This is a genomic window from Hyalangium sp., assembly GCF_045802625.1.
GTDB lineage: Bacteria > Myxococcota > Myxococcia > Myxococcales > Myxococcaceae > Hyalangium.
Window position 1 is genome coordinate 90,795 of sequence record NZ_JBJMQP010000124.1, and the last position, 22,574, is coordinate 113,368.

Consider the following 22,574-nt stretch of genomic DNA (forward strand, 5'->3'; position numbering starts at 1 on the left):
AACCTCTCAGGCACGGTCTTGGGTTTCTTCCGGAGGAGCGGGATGGCTCGTCAGCAGGGGCGGTCGCGGGGCATGAGGCGGCGGACGAAGAAGGCGGAGCGGCAGATTGGCTACGCCGTGGTGGGGCTGGGGCACTTCGCGCAGGACGCCATCCTGCCGGCCTTCGAGCACGCGACGGACAACTCGCGGCTGGTGGCGCTGGTGACGGGGGATCCAGAGAAGGCGCGCGAGCTGGGCGAGCGCCACCGGGTGCCGGTGTTCAGCTACGAGCGGCTCGAGGAGTGTCTGGCGATGCCCGAGGTGGACGCGGTCTACATCGCCGTGCCCAACGCGCTGCACGTGGAGTACGCGGTGCGCGCGGCGAGGGCTGGCGTGCACGTGCTGTGCGAGAAGCCGCTGGCCATCACAGTGGAGCAGTGCCGGGAGATGATCCGCGCCTGCGAGGAGAGCGACGTCCGGCTGATGACGGCATACCGGCTCCACTTCGAGCAGGCCAACCTCACGGCGGTGGAGGCGGTGCGCGAGGGCAAGATTGGCGAGCCGCGCCTGTTCACCTCGACGTTCTGCTTCCAGGTCCAGGCGCCCAACATCCGCATCGAGGCGGACAAGGGCGGCGGGGTGCTCTGGGACATCGGCGTGTACTGCGTGAACGCGGCGCGCTACCTGTTCCGCGCCGAGCCGGTGGAGGTGTTCGCCTTCTGTGACAAGAGCCAGGATCCGCGCTTCACGGAGACGGAGGAGTCCGCCTCGGTGGTGATGCGCTTCCCGGAGGGGAAGCTGGCGGCCTTCAACGTGAGCTTCGGCGCGGAGGCGGTGGCCACGTACCAGCTGGTGGGAACCCAGGGCACGCTGAAGCTCGACAATGCCTACGAGTACAAGGGCGAGCTCCGCTGGGAGCTCATGTCCGAGGGCAAGACGAAGAAGGGCAAGGTGTCCGAGCGGGATCAGATCGCCCCGGAGCTCCTCGAGTTCAGCGACTGCATCCTGGAGGGCCGCGAGCCCGAGCCGGACGGCTGGGAGGGGCTGGCGGACGTGCGCATCATCTCCGCGCTCTACGAGTCGGCGCGCACGGGGCAGCCGGTGAAGCTGGAGCCCATCGAGCGGCCCCGGCGGCCGACGATGGAGCAGGAGGAGCACCGCCCCAAGCAGGATACGCCGGAGCTCATCAACGTACAGGCGCCGTCGTCGTAGCTCGCGGTGTCGGGCGGCCCCTCCTGGCGGAATCCGTCCGGGGGGCGCCCCGGGAAAGCTGCGCCCGCCCTCCTGCCCGTGGGGCGGAGAGGCTCCTGGGCTTCACGCATTGCTCACATCGCCCACGCGCCGTGTCCATCCTTGCCGGGGGCCGACCATGCCGCGAAGCTTTGCCATCACCACATCCGCACCCTCGGTCGAGCTCAATGGCTCGGGCCAGGGTGAGTTCACCTTCACCGTCTCCAATGCCCTGGGGCGGCCCGTCCGGGTTCGCGCTGTCATTGAACCCGAGGGACAGCTCCAGCGGGGCTGGCTGGCACTCGCGGGAGAACCCGAGAGGGACCTTGCTCCTGATGGCACCCAGAGCTTCACGGTGAAGGTCTCCACGCCACCGGGCGCTCCCGCGGGCAGCCAGGCGTTCCACCTGGTCGTGGTGAACGTCGCCAACCCGGACGAGGAGTTCGCCGCCGGGCCTTCGGTCAGCTTCCAGGTCCGGCGCCCCGTGGTGCACGCCCCCAAGAAGTTCCCCATGTGGATCGCCTTCCTGACGGCCGGCGTGCTGCTGATCATCCTGGGCGCCGTGGCCACGGGGCTCGCCTTGCGGCACCGGGAGGGCTCCGGTGGCGCGGGGAGCGAGCCCACGGTGTCCCTGGCCTTTGATGGTCAGGGCTCCTTCGTTGATCTCGGCCGGCCCGCCGAGCTCGACTTCACCGGCCCCGTCACGATCGAAGCCTGGGTCCGCGCGAAGACCACGGGCGGCTTCCACAACATCCTGTCCCACGGGTACACCGCGAATCCGCCCGGTGAGCTCGTCCTGCGCATCTTCTCCGGCCAGTATCAGGTGGGCTCCTGGGACGGGATGAACCACTTCGCCGTCGCGCCCATCCCCGCGGAGGACACGGGGAAGTGGGTGCACCTTGCGGGCGTCTATGACGGAGCGCGCTGGCGCCTCTACCGCAACGGACAGGAGCTGGCCTCCAACCCGGATCCCGTGGGGGTGCTCCCCGTCAATGCTCCCTGGGCCATCGGGGCCCGCGGCGGCGGCGGGGAGCGCGTCTTCGATGGGGACATCGCCGAGGTGCGCCTGTGGAAGGTGGCTCGCACGCCGGAGCAGATTCGCGAGGACATGCACCGCGAGCCCAAGGAGGACGCGGAGGGGCTCGTCGGCTCCTGGCCCTTGAGCGAGGGCCAGCGAACCATCGCCGGGGATCGCTCCAGGAGCCAGGCGCACGGCGTCCTCCGGGATACGAGCTGGAACACCCGGTGAATGGGTTGTGCTAAACCCGCGGTATGGCTCCGAGCGAAGAGCTGAGCACCGCAGACCTCCAACGGCTGGCCCGCGCCGAGGCGCCGGATCTGGCCGAGGCCATCACCGCCTTCCTGGCCCAGCCGGAGAAGGCTCCCGAGAAGCCGCTGCCCGAGGGCGCCGTCAACTTCCAGGGGCTGAAGCAGCTGCTGTGGCAGGCGCAGACCCGCCACGGCGCCGAGGACCGCCGCGCCGCCTCGCACGAGGCCTGGCAGCGCTTCCTCGCCCAGAAGGATGTGCCGCTGCCTCCGCGCTTCGCGCTGGCGGACCTGCTGGTGGCCCTCTACGAGCGCAACACCGACGCCAGCCGCGCCGCCCTCTTCCAGCTCGTGCGCACCGCGGAGCTCCACTTCGGCCTGTGGGGCGGGCTCAAGCGCATCTACAAGCTGGCCGAGCAGCGCCACGACGCGGAGCTGTTCGGCGTGCTCGCCTGGCGCTTCGACGTGGAGAAGGACACCCACTCCACGCGCGAGGTGTCGCTCGGCACCCTCATCTACCTGCGCCGCCGCGCGTGGCGCTACCTGCGGCACCTGGGCGCCGCCGTGCCGGAGCTCTACCCCCAGTTCGCCGTCGAGGTGCTGCGCCACTACTCCAATGACACGCGCTGGCGGCAGGCGTGGGTGGGCATGCACATCTGCGCCCACGGCACCGGCAAGTACAACCCCTACGGCTTCACCACGGATGTGCCCTCGGATCTGGTGAAGCACCGCGCCTTCCCGGACGCGTGGAAGCGCTCGCCGGACGCGCTCATGCGCCTGCTGGACACCTGCCAGTCGGACCCCGCCGCGCGCTTCGCCATCCAGGGCCTGCGCAAGGACTTCCCCGAGGTGCTGCGCGGCCAGCTGACCCCCGCGTGGCTGGAGCGGCTCGCCCGGAGGCCGCTGGCCAGCGCCCATGAGTTCCTCGTGGAGACCCTGCAGGGCTCGCCCGAGTTCCACCAGGGCAAGCTGCGCGGGCTCGGGCTGCACGAGGCGGTGCTCGCGCTGCTCGTGTCTCCCAGCGCCAAGGCGCGCACCTACGCCATCGAGTACGCGCGGGCGCACGCGCAGGACTTGCCGGCCGAGCGGCTGGCGGAGCTGCTCACCTCGGGCTTCTCGGACACCACGGCGTTCGCCGCCGCCGTGCTGGAGAAGCGCAGCCCGCGCGAGCTGGGCGCGGACTTCCTCGGGCGGCTGCTGTCCTTCAAGGCCACGCACGGCTTCGCGGCCAAGGCGCTGGAGCAGGCCTTCGACAGGGCCGAGCTGTCCCACCGCTTCCTCATCGACATGTTCTACGGGAGCAGCGAGCAGCTCTCGTGGGTGAAGGGCTACATCGAGTCCAAGTACGCCGCCGCCGAGCTGCCCGTCTCCTTCTACAAGGAGCTGCTCGCGGATGCGCGGCACGGCAAGTTCCCCACGTACTACGCCAGCCCCGTGGAGCAGTTCGCCCTCAAGGCGCTGGGGGCGTACTCGCCCGCCGCCATCGGCGCGGACTGGCTGCTGGACAACGCCATCCACCCGCGCCTGGGCAACACCATCCAGAAGTGGCTCATGCGCGCCGAGGCGCTGCCGGGCCTGGACGTGGAGCGGGTGAAGGGGCTGGTGTTCAACGCGAAGTACCGCGAGGTGGCGCTGGCGCTGCTGGGCAACCGCAAGCTCTTCACCGCGCGGCAGCTCACCGTGCCCTGGCTGCTGGCCCTGGCGCGGCGCGCGGACCCCGAGCTGCACGAGTTCGCCCACCGCTACCTGCTGGAGAACCTGTCGCCCGCGGACTTCAGCGAGTCCGGGGATGCCGCCGCGGGCCTGGAGCGCCTCTTCGAGCTGGCCTTGGGTGCCAAGCAGCCTGCGCCCGTGCGCCAGTTCGCGCAGACGTACCTGCGCTGCCACCACCCCGTCATCGGTCCCGAGCAGCCCGAGTCCAAGTCCTACCAGCTCAAGCCCAAGGCCCCGCGCAAGGCGTACACGGCCGAGCGGCTGTGGCCGGCCCTGTTCGACACGCGGGATGACGTGCGCCGGTTCGCCCTGGCGATTGCTCGGGCGGAGCTGCGCGCCTGGGGCTACCACGTGCGCGTGTACGAGCTGGCCGAGGCGGACGCCAAGGAGGTGCGCAACCTGGCCTACGACGCGCTCTTGCACGCCGGGGAGGCCGGCGCGGACGAGCGCTGCACGCTCAAGCCCGAGGAGCTGGACGCGGTGAAGGTGTTCACCCTCACCGAGAGCGCCAAGCGCAGCACGCGCGAGGTGGCGGTGGAGCTGATCCGCCGGCACTACGCGCGGCTGGGCGGGGCCGAGCGGCTGGCCTGGCTGATGGAGAGCGCGGACCGCGAGGTGGGGCTGTTCGCCGTGCGGCTGCTCTGGGAGAAGCACCGCCCCACGCACCTGCCCGAGGGGTGGAAGCCAGCGGGGGCCACGGAGGCTGTGGCGGTGGGGGGCTCGGAGCGCTTCGCCAACGTGGAGGCGCTGCGCACCTTCCTGCGCCGCATGCTCTTCGGGCTGCCGCCGGGCCGCTCCAAGGAGGGCCGCGAGGGCATGGTGCAGCGCCGGCTGTCGGCGAGCACCGCCAAGCGCCGCATCATCGAGCTGGTGAGGGATTTGGGCCTGGAGGATTCGGCGTTCGCCCGAGTGGTGGCGCCGGTGCTCAACGAGTTCACCGGCTCGCTGGCCAAGGGCGAGTGGCAGAGCTGCCTGGCCTCGCTGGTGCAACTGCGCTCGGCCCACCCCGGCGTCCCGTTGTGAGCGAGGCTTGCGCGGAGCTGGGGGACCGAGCGCTGTTTGCTCAAGGATGATCCCACGAAATTCCACTAGGCACAGGCGGGGAATACATTATAAGCCCGGAATCCCCTGATTTGATGGAGATCCGCATGGGCACCCCCCTGAGAAGCTCTTCCTTGAAGTGGCTGGTCCTCGTGGCGCTGGCGGCGGGCTGTGGCGGCTCGGAGTCCGTGGAGAGCGTCGAGCTCAAGGGCGCGGATGAGCTGGCCACCCGCTCCAGCGCGCTCACCGGCTGTCTCAACTACAAGTCCACGCTCTCCGTCACCGCCACCAGCCTCAACCTGCGCAGCGGGCCGGCGACGACCTACGGCATCGTCGCCGTCATGCCCAATGCCGCCACCGTCACCACCTGGGACAACCCGAGCTGCGATAGCGGCGGCTGGTACCACGTCTACTGGGGCGGCGTCACCGGCTGGGCCTCCGGCACCTACCTGAGCGTGGTGACTCAGACGGCCTCCGTGCGCAACGAGGCCATCACCCGCGCCGAGGGCGGCACCCTGGGCGCCTCGGGCGGCGGCGTGGGCTTCTCGTACTGGTGGGGCCACGGCGCCTGGGACCCCAACGGCGCGCCCGGCGCGTGCTCGGGCAACTGCGGCGCCTGCACCCACACCGGCAGCTACGGCGCGGACTGCTCGGGCTTCCTCGCCAAGGTGTGGCAGGTGCCCAGCACCAACACCAACGTCACCGTGGACTCGCACCCCTACAGCACCGCCAACTTCAACGTGGACGCCAGCCAGTGGTTCACCGTTGATCGCGGCGCCCTGCTGAAGGCCGACGCGCTCGTGTACAACGACGGCACCGGCGGCCACACCTTCGTCTACGAGTCCGGCGACGGCTGGGGCAGCATGGTGGCCCATGAGTGCAAGGGCTGCGCGTACGGCTGCGTGAAGGACACCCGCACCGCCACCACCGCCTACCACGGCATCCGTCACTACTGAGCCCCACCCCCGCGGTGCGGGCTCAGCGGCAGCCCGCCCGCATCAGCGTGACGCCGTTCTCGGTGAGGTGCCGGTAGAGGATGCCGCCCTCGTCGAGCACCGCGAAGTCGCGGAAGGTCTCCTCGGGCAGGGTGTTGATGGGCAAGTCCGTCTGCCCCAGCACCTTGCCCTCGAGTGAGTCGATGCAGAAGACGCGGACGCCCAGCTGCGCGGACGTCGAAGCCGAGAGCGAGGGCAGCTCGCCCGCGACGCCCAGGTAGAGGGTTCCGGAGAGATCCGAGTCCAGCAGGGTGATGGACATCACCGGAAACTCGAGCCGGTACTCGCGCGTGTAGCGGTGCTGGCCGCTCTGGCGATCCACGGCGTTGAGGAGCACCCGGCCGCTCTTGTGGTCGGTGATGCTGGCCAGCACATACGAGCGCCCATCCCGCGTGGGGCGGCCGGGGATCTCCGGCCGGTCCGGGTCAGCGTTGCCGGAGGTGTCGCCGATGCGGACCAGCGCGCCGTGCTCGCGCTCGACGTAGACCGAGTCCCCATCCACGAAGGCGCCCGTCACGAGCCCCCCTTCGGGAATGCCCTTTCCCTCCACGCGCAGCTCGCCGCGCGGCGCGCCCGTGTCCGGGTTGAGGATGGCCACGGTCTTGTCCCGCAGCCGGTCGAGCACCACCACGGAGCCATCCTTGGCCAGGGTGACGTCCTGCGGCGCCTGCTGCGTCACGGGGAAGCTGCCCACGGGCTTGCCCTCGGGATCCAGGCGGAGCAGCCGGCCATTGGTCTGATCCAGCACCACCGTGTTGCCCAGGATGTCCACGGCCATGGACATGGGCGCCTCGGGGTTGCCCTCCTGGGGGTGGCTGCGCCCGAGCTCGGAGGGGCCGCTGCCCCAGCGCAGCTCGGCCACCACCTCCGATTTCTTGGGAGCGCCCTGGGGAGCCTGTGCCTGCGTCCCGCTCGCCGGTGAGCCCGCGCCCGAGCGGGCGGGCGTCGTGGCTGTCGCGCCCGGGACCGCCGACGCCTGACCGGAGCTGCCTCCCCCCTGGGAAACCGGCGCGTTCGCGCCACGCCCCGAGCGCAACAGGAAGAGCACGACACCGATTGCCACCAGCGCTCCGAGTCCCAGAAGAGCGCTTCGCCTGCGGACCGCCATCCCGTTGCCTCCGCTACGCCAGTCGAGGCGGCGCAGTAGAGCACACGCGGTGGAGGGGGAGAACTCGTGAGGCACTCGGGCAGGCGTGGCGTCCGCCCCCGGGAATTCGTCTGGCGAGGGTCTATACTCCGCGCCCGCCATGAAGAAGGAAACGCTCAGGGAACAGCTCCGGCGCACGTTGAGGCGCGACCTGTGGATCGCCATCGCCCCCGCGGCGCTCCTCATCAGCGCCGCGTTCGCCGTGACGCTCTACTTCGTCAAGCCCGCGCCGCCCAAGAAGCTGGTCATCGCGATGTCGCCGGACGAGGGCGGCTTCCGGTACTACGCGCGCAAATACCAGGAGGCGCTCGCGCGAAGCGGCATCACGCTGGAGCTGCACCCGACGCAGGGCTCGGTCAACAACGTGCAGCTGCTGGCCGACGACAGCGCGGGGGTGGACGTGGCATTCGTGCAGAGCGGCACGGTCGGCGGAGAGAAAGAGAAGGTGGAGCACATCGTCTCGCTCGGCAGCCTCTCGTACGTGCCGCTGTGGGTCTTCTACCGGGGCGAGCCGATCGACGATGTGGCGGGACTGAAAGGCAAGCGCATCGCGGTCGGCCCCGCCGAGAGCGGGACTCGGGCGCTGGCCCTCACGCTGCTGGGAGCCAACGCCGCGGACAAGGCGCCCACGGAGCTGCTGCCGCTCGGGCGGGACGAGGCCATCGAGCAGCTCAAGCAGGGCCAGATCGACGCGGCGTTCCTCGTCGCGCCCGCCGAGTCGCCGGCGATCCACAAGCTCGCCGAGGTCCCTGAGGTGCGGCTGCTCAGCTTCGCTCGCGCGGACGCCTACGCCCGCCGCTTCCCGTACCTGTCGAAGCTCGTGCTGCCCCGAGGGGTGTTCAACCTCGCGGCGGACATCCCAGGGCAGGACGTGGTGCTGCTGGCGCCCACCGCGAACCTGGTGGCGAGGGACTCGCTGCACCCGGCGCTCGCGTACCTGCTCATGCGCACCGCGAGCGAGGTCCACGGCAGCGCCGGACTGCTCGACCGGCTGGGAGAGTTCCCCGCGCCACGAGAGACCGGCTTCCCGCTCAGCAGCGAGGCCCGCCGCTACTACCAGACGGGAGTGCCGTTCCTGCAGCGCTACCTGCCCTTCTGGGCCGCCAACCTGGTGGATCGGCTCTGGGTGATGTTCGTGCCCATCATCGCCGTGTTGGTGCCGCTGGGGCGGGCCGTGCCGGCGCTGTTCCTGTGGCGGGTGCGCCGGCGCGTCTTCCGCTGGTACGCGCGCCTGAAGGAGATCGAACTCCAGCTCGAGGAGAACCCGGACCGGGAGATGCTCGAGGACATGCTGAAGCGGCTGGATGAGACCGAGCACGCGGTGAACGGCATTCCCACGCCGCTGTCGTACGCCGAGAACCTCTACTTCTTCCGCGAGCACATCGACGTCGTGCGCCGGAGGCTCGTGCGGCGGCTGTCGGAAGTGTCCGGGAGTCACAAGGAGCTCGGGGCGCAGCAGGCCGGCTGAACCCGGGCGCAGACATGGCCCTCCGGTCGTGCTTTCTTGGCGCCAATGTCTCGCCGCTCCTCCTCCCTCCTTGCCCTGCTCCTGCTCGCCTCGAGTGCCGCGCTCGCCCGAGGCAAGCCCTCTCCCCGGCTCGGTGACACCCCGGACACGCTCGACGACCTTCAGCTCGTCGGGTGGTCGAAGGACGAGAAGCGGTTCGCGGTCCGCGTCTACAACCGGACCGACCCGGCTGGCGATGCGCTGAGCGAGCCCGAGCCGTACTGCCCCGGGTACGTGGACCACCGGGGGAAGAAGTTCCGCGGCGGCCTCATGCTCCAGTCCCATGATGGGGCCCAGTTCACGGGGACCTGGCACCTCCAGGACACCGGCCAGTGCACCCCGCCCGAGACGATGCGCGACCGGCTCGCTCAGGCGAAGACGGCGCTCTCGGAGCAGGGAATCGAGCTCACCGCCGTCGGCTCGACCGTGCTCGTGCCTCGGAAGCCTGGAAAGACTCCGAGCCCCCGCTTCAAGCTCGGCACGAGCCTCTCCACGACGTGGCTGGCGCTGCCCTCCGGCCCCTGGGCCAAACAGTTCGTCGAGGTCACCTGCCGCGTGGAGACGCGGTACAAGGTCAAACCCAAGGACAACCCGAAGGGCTCGATGAGCTCTCGTGCCACCTTCACGGTGCGCCTGCGCTCCGGGAAGAGGCCCCTGCCGCTCGGCGAGTTCAGCCTGGGCCCCGCGGAGTGGATCGCGGCGATGGGCGGACAGTGGACCCCCAGCGTCGATCGCCTCTACCTGTCCCCGAGCGGAAAGAGCCTCGTGCTGATCGCGCGCCTGGACGATGGAAACCCGAGCAGCCTCTCCTCCTCCAGCGTCGTCCTGGGGCGGGTGGAGCTCCCCGAGCGTCCCGAGTCCTCATCGCGCCTGAGCGCCTCGGCCGCCGAGCCCTGAGCCCCCGCTCATGCGCCAGACCCACCGCCCGCTGACCACTGTCGCCCTCGCGCTCAGCCTGTTCATGGCCGCCCTGGAGATGACCGTCGTCTCCACCGCCATGCCCACCGTGGTGAGCGATCTGGGCGGCATCCAGCACTACGCCTGGGTCTTCACCGCGTACATGCTGGCCTCCACCATCACCGTCCCCATCTTCGGCAAGCTGGCGGATCTCTACGGGCGCAAGCCTGTCCTCCTCTTCGGCATCGGCCTGTTCCTCGTGGGCTCGGTGGCCAGCGGCCTGTCTCCGTCCATGGAGTGGCTCATCGCCTTCCGCACGCTGCAGGGGCTGGGGGCGGGCGCCATGCAGCCCATCACGCTGACGGTGATTGGCGACATCTACAACCTGGAGGAGCGCGCCAACGTGCAGGGTGTCTTCAGCGGAGTGTGGGGCCTGTCCGGCCTGCTGGGGCCGCTGGCCGGTGGCCTCATCGTCAAGTGGCTGTCCTGGCACTGGGTCTTCTACATCAACGTCCCGGTGGGCCTGGGCGCGGCGGTGCTGCTCGTCACCTTCTTCCACGAGCGCATCGAGAAGAGGCGGCCCTCACTCGACATCGGCGGCGCCGTGCTGCTCTCCCTGGGAGTGGTGGCGCTGCTGCTCGGGGCGCAGGGCGAGGGCAACCCCGTGGTGCCGCTGATGCTGGCGGCGGTGCTGCTGGTGGCCTTCGTCCTCGTCGAGCGCAAGGTGAAGGAGCCGCTCATGCCTCCGGCCATCTTCGCGCGGCCGGCCATCGCCATCGCCTCGGTGTGCTCGGCGCTGTTCGCGGCGGCGATGTTCGGCGCCACCACCTACGTTCCCCTCTTCGTCCAAGGAGTCCTGGGCGGCACGCCCACGCAGGCCGGCGGGATGATCACCCCCATGCTGGTGGGGTGGCCGGTGTGCTCGCTCATCAGCGGGCGGTTGATCGTGAAGGTGGGGTTCCGGCCGCTCATCCTGGGAGGGCTGGGGCTGGCGGCCGTGTCCAACGTGGTCATGGCGCTGGTGCTCAAGCCGGGCGCGCCGCTGCTGCTCCCGGAGGTGGCCATGGGCCTGTTCGGCTGCGGGCTGGGGTTCACCGCCACGGCGCTGCTCATCGCGGTGCAGACGAGCGTCGGCTGGGAGCTGCGCGGCGTGGTCACCGCCAGCAACATGTTCTTCCGCACCATCGGCGGAGCCATCGGCGTGGGGGTGATGGGCGGGGTGCTGGTGGCGCGGCTGACGGCGGATCCGCGCGTGCCGGTGAGCGCGGCCAATGAGCTGCTCGGCCCCGAGCACGGGCGCGGGCTGGCTGAAGCGGTGCTGCGGCAGCTGAGCGGCTCGCTGGCCCAGGGGCTCGCCATCAACTTCTGGATCATGGCGGCGACGTCGGTGCTCGCGTTCGGCTTCAGCCTGTTCTTCCCTCGGGTGATGCCTGCCGCGAGCCCCAGCACGGGCGAGACCCTGATGCACTGAGGCACGAGAAGGGCTCGCGCTCATGGCCCTCCGGAGCCCGCGCTTGTGCTAGACCAGGGGCTCCACTCGGAGGAATCTAGAGCGTCATGGCCAACCTCGCGATCGGCAACATCGAGAAGGTGCGCGCTCTCGCGGCCAATGGCCGCGTGCTCCTGGCTGGCGGTGCCCGTGTGGCCCCCGCCAGCCGGCTCACCGCGTACGACTTCGCCGCCAACAAGGTGCTGTGGAGCGTGGAGCTGCCCTCCGCCGTCCTGGCCCTGGCGCTCGCGGGTGAGCGCTGGGTGGCCGCTGGGGCGGACGGCACCGTGCGCGTGGGCTCGCTGGGCGAGGGGAAGGTGGAGCGCGAGCTGAAGGGCGCTCACCCCGGCGGCTGTACCGGCGTGGCGCTCAGCCCGGACTCGCAGCGCCTCTATACGGTGGGCGCGGATGGGTTCCTGCGCGGCTGGGTGCTGGACTCGGGGAAGAAGGTGCACGAGTGGCAGGCCTCTCCGCAGCCACTGCGGGCCGTGGCCGTGGATCCGGGCCACACCTTCGTCGCATGCGCGGGCGATGACGGCGTGGTGCGCTCCTTCACCGTGGCCACTGGCGCGCGCCGGGACATGGCCGGCCACGAGGGCCCCGTGCGCGCCCTGGCCTTCACCCCTCGCGACGGGCGGCTGGCCTCCGCGGGCGATGATGGCCGCATCCGCATCTGGTACCTCGTCGGCGCCGTCGAGTTCGAGGTGCGCGGCGACAAGGACTCGGGGCACGCGGGGCCGGTGCTCGCGCTCGCCTTCCCGCCCACGCCCACCGCCGAGCCCGGCGAAGAGCCGAGCGACCGGTTCTGGACCGCGGGCGCCGATGGCAAGGTGAAGGTGTGGCGCCTGGACGAGCGCCGCAAGCCACGCACCCTCGACTGCGGCAGCAAGCCGCTGCACACGCTCGCCTTCGCTCCTCCGCCCAACGCGCGGCAGGCCAAGCAGATGCTGGGCCACGTCTTCACCGGCGGCGACGAGCGCCGCGTGTACCGCGTCACCGTGGAGCCGGATGGCAAGCCGGGCGATGAGCAGGTCGACTACGACCACGGCTTCGACGCGTTCACCGAGGCCCTGAGCGGAGGCCGCCCCAAGCGCGAGGCCGCCGTGCGCGAGGCCGTGGCGCTGGAGGAGCCCGAGGCGCTGGAGTTCGTCCTCGGGGTGCTCTCCACGGACCGCGATGCCGAAGTCCGCAGGCTCGCGGCCTCCGAGCTGGCCGCCCGAGGCCGGACGGGCGCTCGCTCCAAGCTGCGCGAGCGGCTGGATGATGATCACCCCACCGTCCGCACCGCCGCGCTGGAGGCCCTGGCCACGCTGGAGGAGTCCCCGCTGGCCGCTCCGCGCGCCGCGCTCGACTCCCGCTTCGCGGACGTGCGCATCCTGGGCCTGCGGCGGCTGGCGAAGCTCGCGGGCACCTCGCCGCTGGTGCCGGGGCTCATCTCCGGAAAGCTCACGGACACCGACGCCAACGTGGGCCTCGCCGCGCTGGATGCCCTCACCGAGGTGTCTCCCGCTGGCAGCACCGAGCCGCTGAAGACGGCCTTCGAGCGTGGCCCCGCCCACATCAAGGTCGAGGTGCTCATTCGCGCCGCCAGCGCGGGACAGCTCGGCGCCGCGCAGTTGCAGCCGCTGGTGGCTCGCGCGCTGGATGACGCGGACGCGGATGTGCGCCGCGTGGCCTTCACCGTGCGCGTGCTGGAGCGCCGGCCCCTGGCCCAGGTGCTGGAGAAGAAGGACGAGGACTTCCGCCTCGCCGTGCGGGATGTGGCTCGCAGGTCCGTGCTCTCGGCGAAGCGCGCGTCCGCCGAGGGACAGGCGGGGAAGTTCTCCACCGAGGCAGAAGTCACCGCCGCCCGCGACAAGCTGCTCGAGAAGCTCATCGGCTCGGGACAGCCGGGCGCGGCGCTCTCCGAACCGGACCTGGAGCCGCTGCTCGCCGCCATGGCCTGCCGTACGGCGGACACGGCGGTGCGTGGGGCCCGGGGGCTGGCGCAGGTTGGAGATGCTCGGGCCCTGGGCGCCTTGCTCCAGCTCTCGCGCGAGCCGGACGCTTCCATCCGCCGGCAGGCGGCCACCGCGCTCCAGGCGTTGCAGGATCCTCGCGGCCGCGAGCGGCTGGTGTGGATGCTGGATGACGCGGACGCGGACGTCCGGTCCTCGGCGCTCGATGCGGTGGTGGCCCTGGACACGGAGGCGCCGCTCTCCAGCGCCGAGGCCGCGCTGCGCTCGGGCTTCGAGGACGTGCGGGTCCGGGGCCTCGACCGGCTGGTGAAGATCGGCGCGCAGGGCAAGCGTCCGGAAGGCGCGGAGCCGCTGCTCGGCAACGCACTGGAGGACGAGGCCGCCAAGGTCCGCGGCGAGGCCTTCCGTACCCTCTGGGCCTGGAACGAGAAGGAGCCGCAGAAGGCGCTGGATCGCGCGCTGGCGGGCCGCTTCCCGGATCTGCGCCTGCGGGCCGTGGAGGAGCTGGTCTCGCGCGCCAAGGAGGACTGGGCGCTCGAGCGGCTGAAGAAGGCCGTGCAGGACCGGGACGCGGGCGTGGCCACCGCCGCCTACGAGGCGTGGGTGAAGCTCGCCGGCAAGGAGAAGCCCGAGCCCCACCTCGCGGCGCTGGAGACGGCCCACGCCTCGCTGCGCACGCTCGCGGCGAAGAACGCCGTGCACGCTCCGGCCGAAACCGTGCGCTCGCCGCTGCTCAAGCTCATCCAGGACGAGGAGCCCACCGTCCACCTCCAGGCGCTGGAGTCGCTGGACAAGCTCATCCCGAACGAGAACGGGCCGCTGCTGGCGGGCCTGCTCTCGGCCGCCCTGCCGCTGAAGGTGCGCGCCGCGGAGCTGCTCGCCGCCCGGGGCGCCGAGGACATCATCGAGCCGATGCGCGTCCTCATCACCGACAAGGAGCTGGAGCGCCGCTACCCGCCCGCGTTCCTCAACCCGCTGCGGGCCCGGGCCGCGAGCGCCCTGGCCACGCTGGGCTCTCGCCGGCTGCTCTCCTTCTACTCCACCACGGAGCTCAAGCATGAGCTGGCCGAGGTGCGCGAGCAGGGCGGCCGAGGCCTCGCCACCGCCTGCCGCCGTGGAGACGAGGGTTATCTGTTGGATGCGCTCGGCCACGCGGATGTGGCGGTGCGCTCCTGGGCCGCGGATGGCCTCTCGCGCCTGGGGGATGCGCGCGCCCTGCCCGTGCTCACCGGCACGCTGCGGCATGATCACCTCCCCATCCGCCTGGGAGCCATCCTCTCCTTCGCCGCGCTCGGCGCCGAGGGCGAGGGCGGCATGCTCCATGGCCTGGAGGATCGCGCCCGCGAGGTGCAGGAGATGGTATTCGCCATCATCCTCGCCAGAGACTTGCGCGCCTCGCGTCGGGGCGAGCCGCCGGATCTGCTCACCAGCGCCCTCTCCAGCGCCCGGCCCGAGGTGCGCTACGCCGCCGCTCGCGCCCTGGAGCTGCGGGCCGACCCCGAGGCGTATCAGTCCCATCTGGTCGAAGTGCTGCTGCCGCCCAAGCCGGAGAAGGCCGGCGACATGAAGGAGTGGCCCGCCGAGGACGAGCGCGCCCGCCGCATGGTGGGGCTGGCCGAGGCGCTCGCCAGCGACGTCTCCGAGCAGCGCTACGCCGCCGCCCAGGTGCTCAACCTGCGCCAGAAGCCGCTGGACTACTTCCGCGAGGCCCAGAAGGTCGCGCGCCCGCGCTCGCTGGAGCAGCCGTGGAAGCCGGAGACCACGCCCAAGCCTCGCCCCGAGGCGGAGAAGCCCGCCAAGAGCTGGCTGCGGCGGCTGTTCTCCACCGGCAAGGAGGCCACGCTTTCCCCCGAGGCGCTCGCCTCCGCCGAGCGTCAGCACCTGCGCCGTCTGGCCTTCGGCGCTTATGTCGGCCTGCTGCGGCAGGTGTCCGCCGGAGATGACGAGGGCCACCGCGTGCGCCGCGATGCCGTGGATCGCGTGGTGAAGCTCACCCAGGAGGGCTTCGCCGGACAACCCGCCGCCGTGGCCGCGCTCCTGCGCGCGCTGGAGGATCCACACCAGCTCGTGCGCAAGGCGGCCCTGGCGGGCCTCAAGGAGCTTTACCCCGCGGGCTCGGATGAACCGCTGGCGCTGGCGCTGGCCTCGCTCGCGCAGGATGTGGCTCGCGCGGCGCTGGACGAGCTGGCCTCGCGCGGAGATGCCGCCCGGCCTCGCATCACCGCCGCGCTCAACTCGCCGCTGCCGGACGTGCGCAAGTACGCCTTCGAGCTGCTGGAGAAGCTCAGCCCCGCCGGGAGCCTCGAGCCGCTGCTGGCCGCGCTCTCCAGTGAGCACTCGGATCTGCGCATCGGCGTCATCGAGCGGCTGTCCGGCGCCAACGACTCGCGCGTCACCGAGGCGCTCGGCCGTGCCATGGCCAGCGAGCACGAGGACCTGCGGCTGCGCGCCTCGGAGCTGCTCGCCTGGCGCAAGGACGATCGGGCCGTGGAGGTGCTGGGCACCTTCCTGCGCTCGGAGAACGCGGCCAATGCCAGGCGCGCGATGGAGGCCCTGGCTCGGCTGGCCTCTCCCGCCGCGGTGGCCGCGCTCGCGGGCCGGCTGCGCACCTCGACGAGCCTGGATGAGCGCAACAACCTCGTGAGCGCCCTGGGCCGCACCCTGCACCCGGATGCGGTGGACGTGCTGGCCCGGCAGGTGCTGGAGGATGAAGCGCCCAGCGTGCGCCTGGCCTGCATCACCGCCACCATGGCGGTAGCGGACCGGAACGTGAAGCTGTTGCCGGATGGCACCCGCGACATGAAGCTGCGGGACGCGGCGCTGGCGGTGCGCTTCCTCCGCTCGGCCGCGCGCTCCTCGGACGTGGCGGTGCGGCAGGCCGTCCCGCGCGAGCTGGAGCACGGCGCCGACGCGGGCCAGGACGCGCTGCTCCTGAGCCTCTTCACGGATCGAGACGTGACGGTGCGCCGCGAGGCGGTGGCTCGCTACGCACTGCGCGTGGTGCACCAGGGCGCGAAGGTGGAGCCCATCGAAGAGGTGCTCCGCGCCGGGGCTCGCGAGCTGATGCTGCCCGCCGCCGAGGCCGCGGCCTCCAAGAAGCTCCCGAGCGCGCTGCGCCCGCTGCTGCTCTATGTGCGCGCCGGTGAGGTGGGAGAGCGCGAGCGGGCCCTGCTGGCGCTCGGCACGCTGGGAGACGCCCGGGCACTGAGTGAGCTGGAGACGGTGGCCGCGGGAGGAACCCCCGAGGCCCCCGCCGAGCCGAGCATGGTGGTGGCCGCCCTCGAGGGCCTGGGCCGGCTGGCCGCGAAGCTCCCCGAGGGCGAGGATCGCAGGCGCATCGAGGAGAAGGTGGAGTCCGCCGCGCTGGACACGGGCTCCTACGAGCAGCAGCAGGCCGGCGTTCGGGGCCTGCGGTACATCGGCGGCGAGCGGGCGCGGGTGAAGCTCGAAGCGCTGCTCGCCGATGAAGACACCGAGAGCCTGGTGCGCCTCACCGCCGCGACGGAGCTGGGCAAGCTGGGAGACGTGGCGGCCGAGCCCGCCCTGGCCTCGGTGCTCGGCTCGGAGGACGACGAGCTGCGCAAGGAGGCTCGCAAGGCGCTCGACGTGCTCTTCCCGAAGGATCGGGTGCGAGTGGAGTTCCTCGCCGTGGCGAGCCCGTACCCGGACATCTCCGAGCCGGCCGCGACGTACCTCGCCGAGGAGGCCGACCCCACGCAGCTCGTCCCCCGGCTGGCCACGCTGAAGGAAGAGCCGCTGCGGCAGAGGCTCCGCCGGGGCCTCGCACGCCGCGGCGCCCTGCCCATCCCGGAGCTCACCGCGCTGCTGGCGCACGAGCTGCCTCAGGCCCGCGAGGAGGCCGCCCTCGTCATCGGCACGTGGACGGGCGAGCCTCGCACGCCGCTGTCTGACACGGAGCTGGCCAAGCTCTCCTCGGCGGTGGTGAAGGCCGAGCGGCGTACCTCCTCCGAGTGGGCCTCGGCGCCCGGCCCGAAGCGGCCCCCGCTGGCCCGCGCGTGGGATCGACTGCTGTGGGCGGGCTCACGGCTGGGCGTCGCGGAGCTGGCGACGGGGGCTCGCACCATCCTCCAGGGTGGAGAGGCGGGAGCTCCGGCGGAGGTGCGCCAGGAGGCGGCTCGCGCGCTGGGCCACCTGGGCACGGCGGCACAGGGAGCCAAGCCTGTGCTCTCCACGCCCAAGGAGCGCACCTCCGCGGCCGAGGCCCTCCGCGCCGCGCTCGCGGATCCGGACACTGGAGTGCGGGAGGCCGCCGCGGACTCCCTGGCCCGGCTGGCTCCGGAGCGCTCCGACTGGGCGCTGACGGTGAAGCCGTTCGATCCCGTGGCCGTGGGCCCCATGGGCGCGGGGCTGCGAGACTCGAAGTCGCTCAGCTCCTCCGAGGGCCGCCGCGTCGCGCTGCCCGCGATGATCGCCGCGCACCAGCTCGAGCCCCTGCGCCCGCTGGCCACCGGCGGCGCGCCCGAGGTGAAGCAGGACGCCATGGCCGCGCTGGGCCGCATGGGCGGCGATGACGCCGCGGAGCTGCTGCGCGCCCAGGCCTTCGACAAGAGCCAGTCGGTGGAGCTGCGCAAGGCGGCCTACCGCGCCCACAAACGTGCACGCCGGGCCGCCGAGCGCGCCCGGAAGGGAGGAACCCCGTCGTGACGACCGCAACCCGCCACCCCGTCGAGCTGCGCTATGCCACCGCGAGCGACGTGGAGGCCCGCCCGGACACCTCTCGCGTGCTGCTGGCCCTGGAGGGCTCCCGTGGCACCGTGGGCCTCCGCGGCCGGGTGCGCGAGCCCGCCCTCTTCCGAGACGCGCTGGCCGCCGCGCTCGGCGTGCTCGCCAGCGACTTGCGCTACCGAGGCAAGGATCGCACCGCGTACCTCGCCTACCTGATGAAGCAGGGCAAGCGCGCCACCGCGCAGATCTGGGAGGCGCAGAAGGCGTTCCTGGATGCCTCGCTCCAGACCGAGGAGCAGAAGGACACGGTGTTGGATCCGGTGCTCACGGTGGATCCGGATCAAGTGTCCCTGGAGGTGTTCTCCCGCGACGAGAGCGCCTACGCGCGCCTGGCCTTCGACAACGGGCTGTTCGACGGGCGCGAGGCGGCGCACGGCTCCACCTTCCTGGACGTGCCCGCGGAGCTGATGAACAAGGTGGACCGGCTGCGCACCTACGTGCCGCTCTCGCTGGAGGCGCACGTGGCGCTGCCCTCGAAAGAGGCCCGCGCCCCGCGCAACGTGGAGGTGCCTCACGCCTGGCTGCGAGGCTTCCTCCAGGTGCAGTCAGCCGCCACGCTGCCAGCGAACACGTGCACGCTGGCGCCCATCGATCTGTACAACCTGCTGTTCGCGCTGCGCACCCGGAAGGCGAAGAAGGCCCCCCGCGCGCTCCGGTTCGAGCTGGTGCCCGGAGCCCCGCCGCGGCTGGTGCTGGAGCCGTGGGAGCTGGTGCTGGAGAGCCACGGCTCCGTGTACACGGGCTCGGCCCCGGCGGTGGTGCGGACGTTTGGACGCCAGCGCCTGGTCGCCCTGGCCCGGCTGCTGCCCCACGCGCAGAGCGTCCGGGTGCAGCTGCTCGGCCCCGGCCTGCCGGTGTTCTGGGTGGTGGACATGGGCCCGGCCACGCTCACGCTGGCGCTCACGGGCTGGACGGAGAGCGGCTGGTCCAGCGCCGCGGCCTTCGATGTGCTGATGCCGCGCGCCGTGCCGGAGGGGCTCTCGGAGAAGCTGCGCCAGCGGCTGCGCTCGGACGGCCCGCTCTCCTTCGAGACGCTGGTGGCCACCTCGGGAGCACCGAAGGACGCGGTGCGCGCGGCGCTGCAGCTCGAGTGCCTGCGCGGGCGCATCCTCTATGACGTCGCCCGAGGCACCTACCGGCCCCGCGAGCTGATGCCCACGCCGGTGGACGAGGCCTCCATCCGCTTCGGCACCGAGCTCGAGGCGCGCGCCCACCGGCTGCTGGGAGACAGCGGGCCGGGAGCCGGGGAAGTCAAAGTCACCAAGGTGCACGAGGTGGTGGGCGAGGGCACCCGCATCCACGGCGAGGTGGTGGATCGCGAGGCCGTGCGCAGCTTCTTCCCCGCCTTCACGATCGACTTGGAAGGCCGCGTGAAGGAGGCCAGCTGCGGCTGTCCGCACTTCCGGCGCTCGGGGATGCGCGAGGGCCCGTGCGAGCACATGCTGGCGCTGCGGCTGGCCTACGCCCGGCAGCGCGCGGCGGAAGAAGCGCTGCGTCAAACCCCGGAGGGCCGCAAGCTCATCCGCGCGGAGACGCGCTCGTACGTGCGGCGCGAGGCCTCCGGCAAGGAGCAGGTGTACCGCGTCTCGCTGGATGGCAAGCTGGTGGCGGTGGAGTGGGGCCCGCGCCTGGGCGAGCCGCGCCGGCAGAAGCTCTGGTTCGACACGGATGCCGAGGCGCGCGCGGCCTATTTCTCGCGCCTGGAGTCGCTGGCCTCCGAGGGCTATATCGACGCAGCCTCACAGCTGGTGTAGAAAACCGGACTGTCCGGGTGTTTGCTTCACGTCCAGAAAGGCGGGTGCGACAGAGCGAGCTTCCACAACGCGAACGATCGAGAGAGGTCCCAACTCATCAGCCTCAGCGCCTCGAGCGCGGGAGCGGCGCTGCGCCGCTCTGGATGCAATGCAGGACACTCTCCGCAAGGTAGCCTGTTCTTGGCTCTCTTCCCTCCGGCCATCACTAGCTGGGACGGAGAGCTGAGCCAACGACGCAACCGCCGTTTCTCCATCCCAGCTAGTGATGGCCGGAGGGGAGAGCCGGTGAGGCTACCGTGCCCCAGGTGAGCAGGTGGTGCTTTTGGGGCCTCCCTCGATCGCTCGCAGCTCTGTTGCCCCCGCCCGCAGCCGCGCCGCCGTCAGGAGCTGCCCATGGCTTCCAAGCTGGAGTCGTACGTCCCCGCCGCGCCGCCGCAGCCCGCCCCTGACGCCCTGCCGCCCCCGCCCGCCACGCCCGCGCAGCGCGAGGCCCGCCGCCAGCAGCTCGAGGCGCTCCTGGCGCGGTGGAAGGCCATCCAGGAAGCAGGCGGCATCGAAGAGTGGGTGCGCGCCCAGCTCGTGGCCAAGGGAGTAGCCGCCGAGGAGGTGGACTTCGACGAGCTCTCCGAGAAGCAGAAGTCGGCCTGGAAGGAGAAGAAGAAGGCGGAGGCCACCGAGCGCCGCGCGCTGGAGCGCCAGGCCTGGGAGGCCTGGAAGGCCACGCATGTCGATCACCTGGGCGCGGGGGTGCACTGGGACGAGCAGGGCGGCCCGGACAAGTTCGACGTGCCCAACCGCGAGGAGCGGGCGAAGGCCAACGGCCTGCCGGAGCTGGACTCGGCGGAGGCGCTGGCGAAGGCGCTCGGACTCACGGTGTCGCGGCTGCGCTGGTTCGCCTTCCACCGCGAGGTGGACACGGGCACCCACTACGTGAGCTGGCAGATCCCCAAGCGGGACGGCGGGCAGCGGACCATTACGGCGCCGAAGAAGGAGCTGAAGGCGGCGCAGCGCTGGGTGCTGACGAACGTGGTGGAGCGGCTGCCGGTGCACGGGGCGGCGCACGGCTTCGTGGCGGGGCGCTCCATCCTCACCAACGCGCTGGCGCACCGGGGCGCGGAGGTGGTGGTGAAGGTGGACGTGAAGGACTTCTTCCCCTCGGTGACGTGGCCGCGGGTGAAGGGGCTGCTGCGCAAGGGCGGGCTGCCGGAGAGCGCGGCGACGCTGCTGTCGCTGCTGGCCACCGAGGCCCCGCGCGAGCAGATTCAGTTCCGCGGCAAGCTGCTGTACGTGGCCAAGGGGCCGCGGGCGCTGCCGCAGGGAGCGCCCACCTCTCCGGCGCTGACGAACGCGCTGTGCCTGAAGCTGGACAAGCGCGTGTCGGCGATGGCCAAGCGGCTGGGCTTCATCTACACGCGCTACGCGGATGACCTGACGTTCTCGTGGCGGCGCGCGAAGGGCGCCAAGGGCAAGACGCAGGCGGACGCCCCGGTGGCGCTGCTGCTGGCGCGGGTGAAGAGCATCCTGGAGGCCGAGGGCTTCACCCTTCACCCGGACAAGACGCGGGTGCTGCGCAAGGGCACACAGCAGCGGGTGACGGGGCTGGTGGTGAACGAGGCCCCCGAGGGAGTGCCCGCCGCGCGGGTGCCACGCGAGGTGGTGCGCAGGCTGCGCGCGGCGATCCACAACCGGGAGAAGGGCAAGCCGGGCAAGGAGGGCGAGTCGCTGGCTCAGCTCAAGGGCATGGCGGCCTTCATCCACATGACGGATCCGGCCAAGGGCCGCGCCTTCCTGCAGCGGCTCGAGGCGCTGGAGAAGGGCGAGCAGCCCTGAGCCGCCGCGGCTGACTTCCTGGGTTGATTCCGGGGTTGACGTCCTGCCACGTCCTCCGTAAACGCACCCCACAAGGAGCCGCCATGACCACCAGCCGCCACGTCACCCTGTTCCACAATCCGCAGTCCCGCTCCGCCGGGGTGCGGATTCTCCTCGAGGAGCTCAACGCCGACTACGAGCTGCACGTCCTCAACTTCAAGACGGGAGACACGCGCAAGCCGGAGTATCTGGCCATCAACCCGATGGGCAAGGTCCCGGCCATCACGCATGGGGATGTGCTGGTGACCGAGCAGGCCGCCGTCTACATGTACCTGGCCGAGCTCTACTCCGAGGCGCGGCTGTCCCCGGCCATGGGCGAGCCGCTGCGCGGGCCGTACCTGCGGTGGATGGTGTTCTACGGCTCGTGCTTCGAGCCGGCGATGCTGGATCGCTCCGCGAACCGCGAGCCCATCCCCGCCTCGCGCTCCGCCTATGGCGACTTCGACACGGTGCTCGGGCTGGTGACGAAGCAGCTCTCCAAGGGTCCCTGGTTCCTGGGCAGCACCTTCACGGCGGCGGATGTGCTCTGGGGCGCGGCGCTGACCTGGATCACCGGCTTCAAGCTCATCCCCGAGCTGCCGGAGATCAAAGCGTATATCGATCGCTTCAACGCCCGCCCGGCCGTGGTGCGAGCACGCGCGAAGGACACGGAGCTCGCCGCGAAGCTGGGCTGAGGCTCGGGGCGCCTGTCCCTACTCCCGGGACTCTTCGTCCTCGTCCCCCTCGCGGGGCTCGGGCTCCAGGCGGGCCTGACGCTCACTGGCCTGCCATGACTCCTGGGCGTCGCGTGCGTGCACCTGCGCGGCGGCCTCGTCATCCTGCTGGCCGGTCCACGTGGTGTGGCCTCCCGCGAAGCCTTCCAGAGGCCGGGGCCCACGCTGGGCCTCTATTTCCAGATCCTTCTCTTCCTGCTGGCGCAGCCGCTCCCGCTCCTGCACGCGCTCGCGCTGGTGCTGTCTCTCGATGGGTTGATCCGCCATGGT

General features: G+C 71.5%; 13 protein-coding genes. 11 read left to right on the top strand and 2 right to left on the bottom strand.

The window, feature by feature from the left end; all coding sequences use genetic code 11:
* Positions 1 to 42 precede the first annotated feature (42 nt).
* The 4 genes from ACJ8AT_RS23695 to ACJ8AT_RS23710 all read left to right on the top strand — a co-directional run bounded on the left by ACJ8AT_RS23695 (position 43) and on the right by ACJ8AT_RS23710 (position 6,185).
* Entirely contained in the window at positions 43 to 1,191 is a 1,149-nt protein-coding gene (locus ACJ8AT_RS23695; RefSeq protein ID WP_407740101.1) for a Gfo/Idh/MocA family protein, read from the top strand.
* A gap of 157 nt (positions 1,192 to 1,348) precedes the next feature.
* Positions 1,349 to 2,458: a LamG-like jellyroll fold domain-containing protein gene (locus ACJ8AT_RS23700; protein WP_407740102.1), complete on the top strand. Its 1,110-nt coding sequence runs from the start codon at positions 1,349 to 1,351 to the stop codon at positions 2,456 to 2,458.
* 23 nt (positions 2,459 to 2,481) lie between these two features.
* On the top strand, positions 2,482 to 5,211 hold the full coding sequence (locus ACJ8AT_RS23705) for a hypothetical protein (protein ID WP_407740103.1): 2,730 nt from the start codon (positions 2,482 to 2,484) through the stop codon (positions 5,209 to 5,211).
* Positions 5,212 to 5,363: 152 nt separating this feature from the next.
* Positions 5,364 to 6,185 carry an SH3 domain-containing protein gene (locus ACJ8AT_RS23710; protein ID WP_407740104.1) on the top strand — a complete coding sequence of 274 codons (822 nt, stop codon included), beginning with the start codon at positions 5,364 to 5,366 and terminating at the stop codon, positions 6,183 to 6,185.
* A 22-nt stretch (positions 6,186 to 6,207) separates the two neighbouring features.
* Here ACJ8AT_RS23710 and ACJ8AT_RS23715 read toward each other — a convergent pair whose 3' ends face one another.
* Positions 6,208 to 7,287: a hypothetical protein gene (locus ACJ8AT_RS23715; RefSeq protein ID WP_407740105.1), complete on the bottom strand. Its 1,080-nt coding sequence runs from the start codon at positions 7,285 to 7,287 to the stop codon at positions 6,208 to 6,210.
* A 184-nt stretch (positions 7,288 to 7,471) separates the two neighbouring features.
* On the opposite strand from ACJ8AT_RS23715, the gene ACJ8AT_RS23720 reads away from it, so the two are divergent.
* From ACJ8AT_RS23720 to ACJ8AT_RS23750, 7 genes are all read left to right on the top strand, one after another.
* Complete coding sequence (locus ACJ8AT_RS23720; protein WP_407740106.1) at positions 7,472 to 8,839, top strand: TAXI family TRAP transporter solute-binding subunit; 1,368 nt, start codon at positions 7,472 to 7,474, stop codon at positions 8,837 to 8,839.
* Between the two features lie 45 nt (positions 8,840 to 8,884).
* Positions 8,885 to 9,775 (top strand): hypothetical protein, encoded by an 891-nt coding sequence (locus ACJ8AT_RS23725; RefSeq protein WP_407740107.1) that lies wholly within the window; start codon positions 8,885 to 8,887, stop codon positions 9,773 to 9,775.
* A 10-nt stretch (positions 9,776 to 9,785) separates the two neighbouring features.
* A complete protein-coding gene (locus ACJ8AT_RS23730; RefSeq protein WP_407740108.1) occupies positions 9,786 to 11,246 on the top strand; it encodes an MDR family MFS transporter in 1,461 nt (486 codons plus the stop codon).
* An 86-nt stretch (positions 11,247 to 11,332) separates the two neighbouring features.
* A complete protein-coding gene (locus tag ACJ8AT_RS23735) occupies positions 11,333 to 17,887 on the top strand; it encodes a HEAT repeat domain-containing protein (protein ID WP_407740109.1) in 6,555 nt (2,184 codons plus the stop codon).
* Positions 17,884 to 19,722 carry an SWIM zinc finger family protein gene (locus tag ACJ8AT_RS23740; RefSeq protein ID WP_407740110.1) on the top strand — a complete coding sequence of 613 codons (1,839 nt, stop codon included), beginning with the start codon at positions 17,884 to 17,886 and terminating at the stop codon, positions 19,720 to 19,722. Before ACJ8AT_RS23735 ends, ACJ8AT_RS23740 begins: the two co-directional genes overlap by 4 nt.
* Positions 19,723 to 20,115: 393 nt before the next feature.
* The gene (locus ACJ8AT_RS23745; RefSeq protein ID WP_407740111.1) at positions 20,116 to 21,552 is read left to right on the top strand and encodes a reverse transcriptase family protein; all 1,437 of its coding nucleotides are present in this window, start codon (positions 20,116 to 20,118) and stop codon (positions 21,550 to 21,552) included.
* An 83-nt stretch (positions 21,553 to 21,635) separates the two neighbouring features.
* Complete coding sequence (locus ACJ8AT_RS23750) at positions 21,636 to 22,265, top strand: glutathione S-transferase family protein (RefSeq protein ID WP_407740112.1); 630 nt, start codon at positions 21,636 to 21,638, stop codon at positions 22,263 to 22,265.
* A gap of 18 nt (positions 22,266 to 22,283) precedes the next feature.
* Here the strand turns inward: ACJ8AT_RS23750 and ACJ8AT_RS23755 are convergent, their stop codons facing one another.
* Positions 22,284 to 22,571, bottom strand: a complete 288-nt coding sequence (locus ACJ8AT_RS23755) for a hypothetical protein (RefSeq protein ID WP_407740113.1) — start codon at positions 22,569 to 22,571, stop codon at positions 22,284 to 22,286.
* Positions 22,572 to 22,574: the final 3 nt, after the last annotated feature.

Bases quoted from the DNA above. Each gene is read 5' to 3' on its own strand.
- ACJ8AT_RS23695 (WP_407740101.1), top strand. From the start codon at position 43: ATGGCTCGTCAGCAGGGGCGGTCGCGGGGCATGAGGCGGCGGACGAAG.
- ACJ8AT_RS23700 (WP_407740102.1), top strand. From the start codon at position 1,349: ATGCCGCGAAGCTTTGCCATCACCACATCCGCACCCTCGGTCGAGCTC.
- ACJ8AT_RS23705 (WP_407740103.1), top strand. From the start codon at position 2,482: ATGGCTCCGAGCGAAGAGCTGAGCACCGCAGACCTCCAACGGCTGGCC.
- ACJ8AT_RS23720 (WP_407740106.1), top strand. From the start codon at position 7,472: ATGAAGAAGGAAACGCTCAGGGAACAGCTCCGGCGCACGTTGAGGCGC.
- ACJ8AT_RS23725 (WP_407740107.1), top strand. From the start codon at position 8,885: ATGTCTCGCCGCTCCTCCTCCCTCCTTGCCCTGCTCCTGCTCGCCTCG.
- ACJ8AT_RS23730 (WP_407740108.1), top strand. From the start codon at position 9,786: ATGCGCCAGACCCACCGCCCGCTGACCACTGTCGCCCTCGCGCTCAGC.
- ACJ8AT_RS23735 (WP_407740109.1), top strand. From the start codon at position 11,333: ATGGCCAACCTCGCGATCGGCAACATCGAGAAGGTGCGCGCTCTCGCG.
- ACJ8AT_RS23745 (WP_407740111.1), top strand. From the start codon at position 20,116: ATGGCTTCCAAGCTGGAGTCGTACGTCCCCGCCGCGCCGCCGCAGCCC.
- ACJ8AT_RS23750 (WP_407740112.1), top strand. From the start codon at position 21,636: ATGACCACCAGCCGCCACGTCACCCTGTTCCACAATCCGCAGTCCCGC.
- ACJ8AT_RS23755 (WP_407740113.1), bottom strand. From the start codon at position 22,571: ATGGCGGATCAACCCATCGAGAGACAGCACCAGCGCGAGCGCGTGCAG.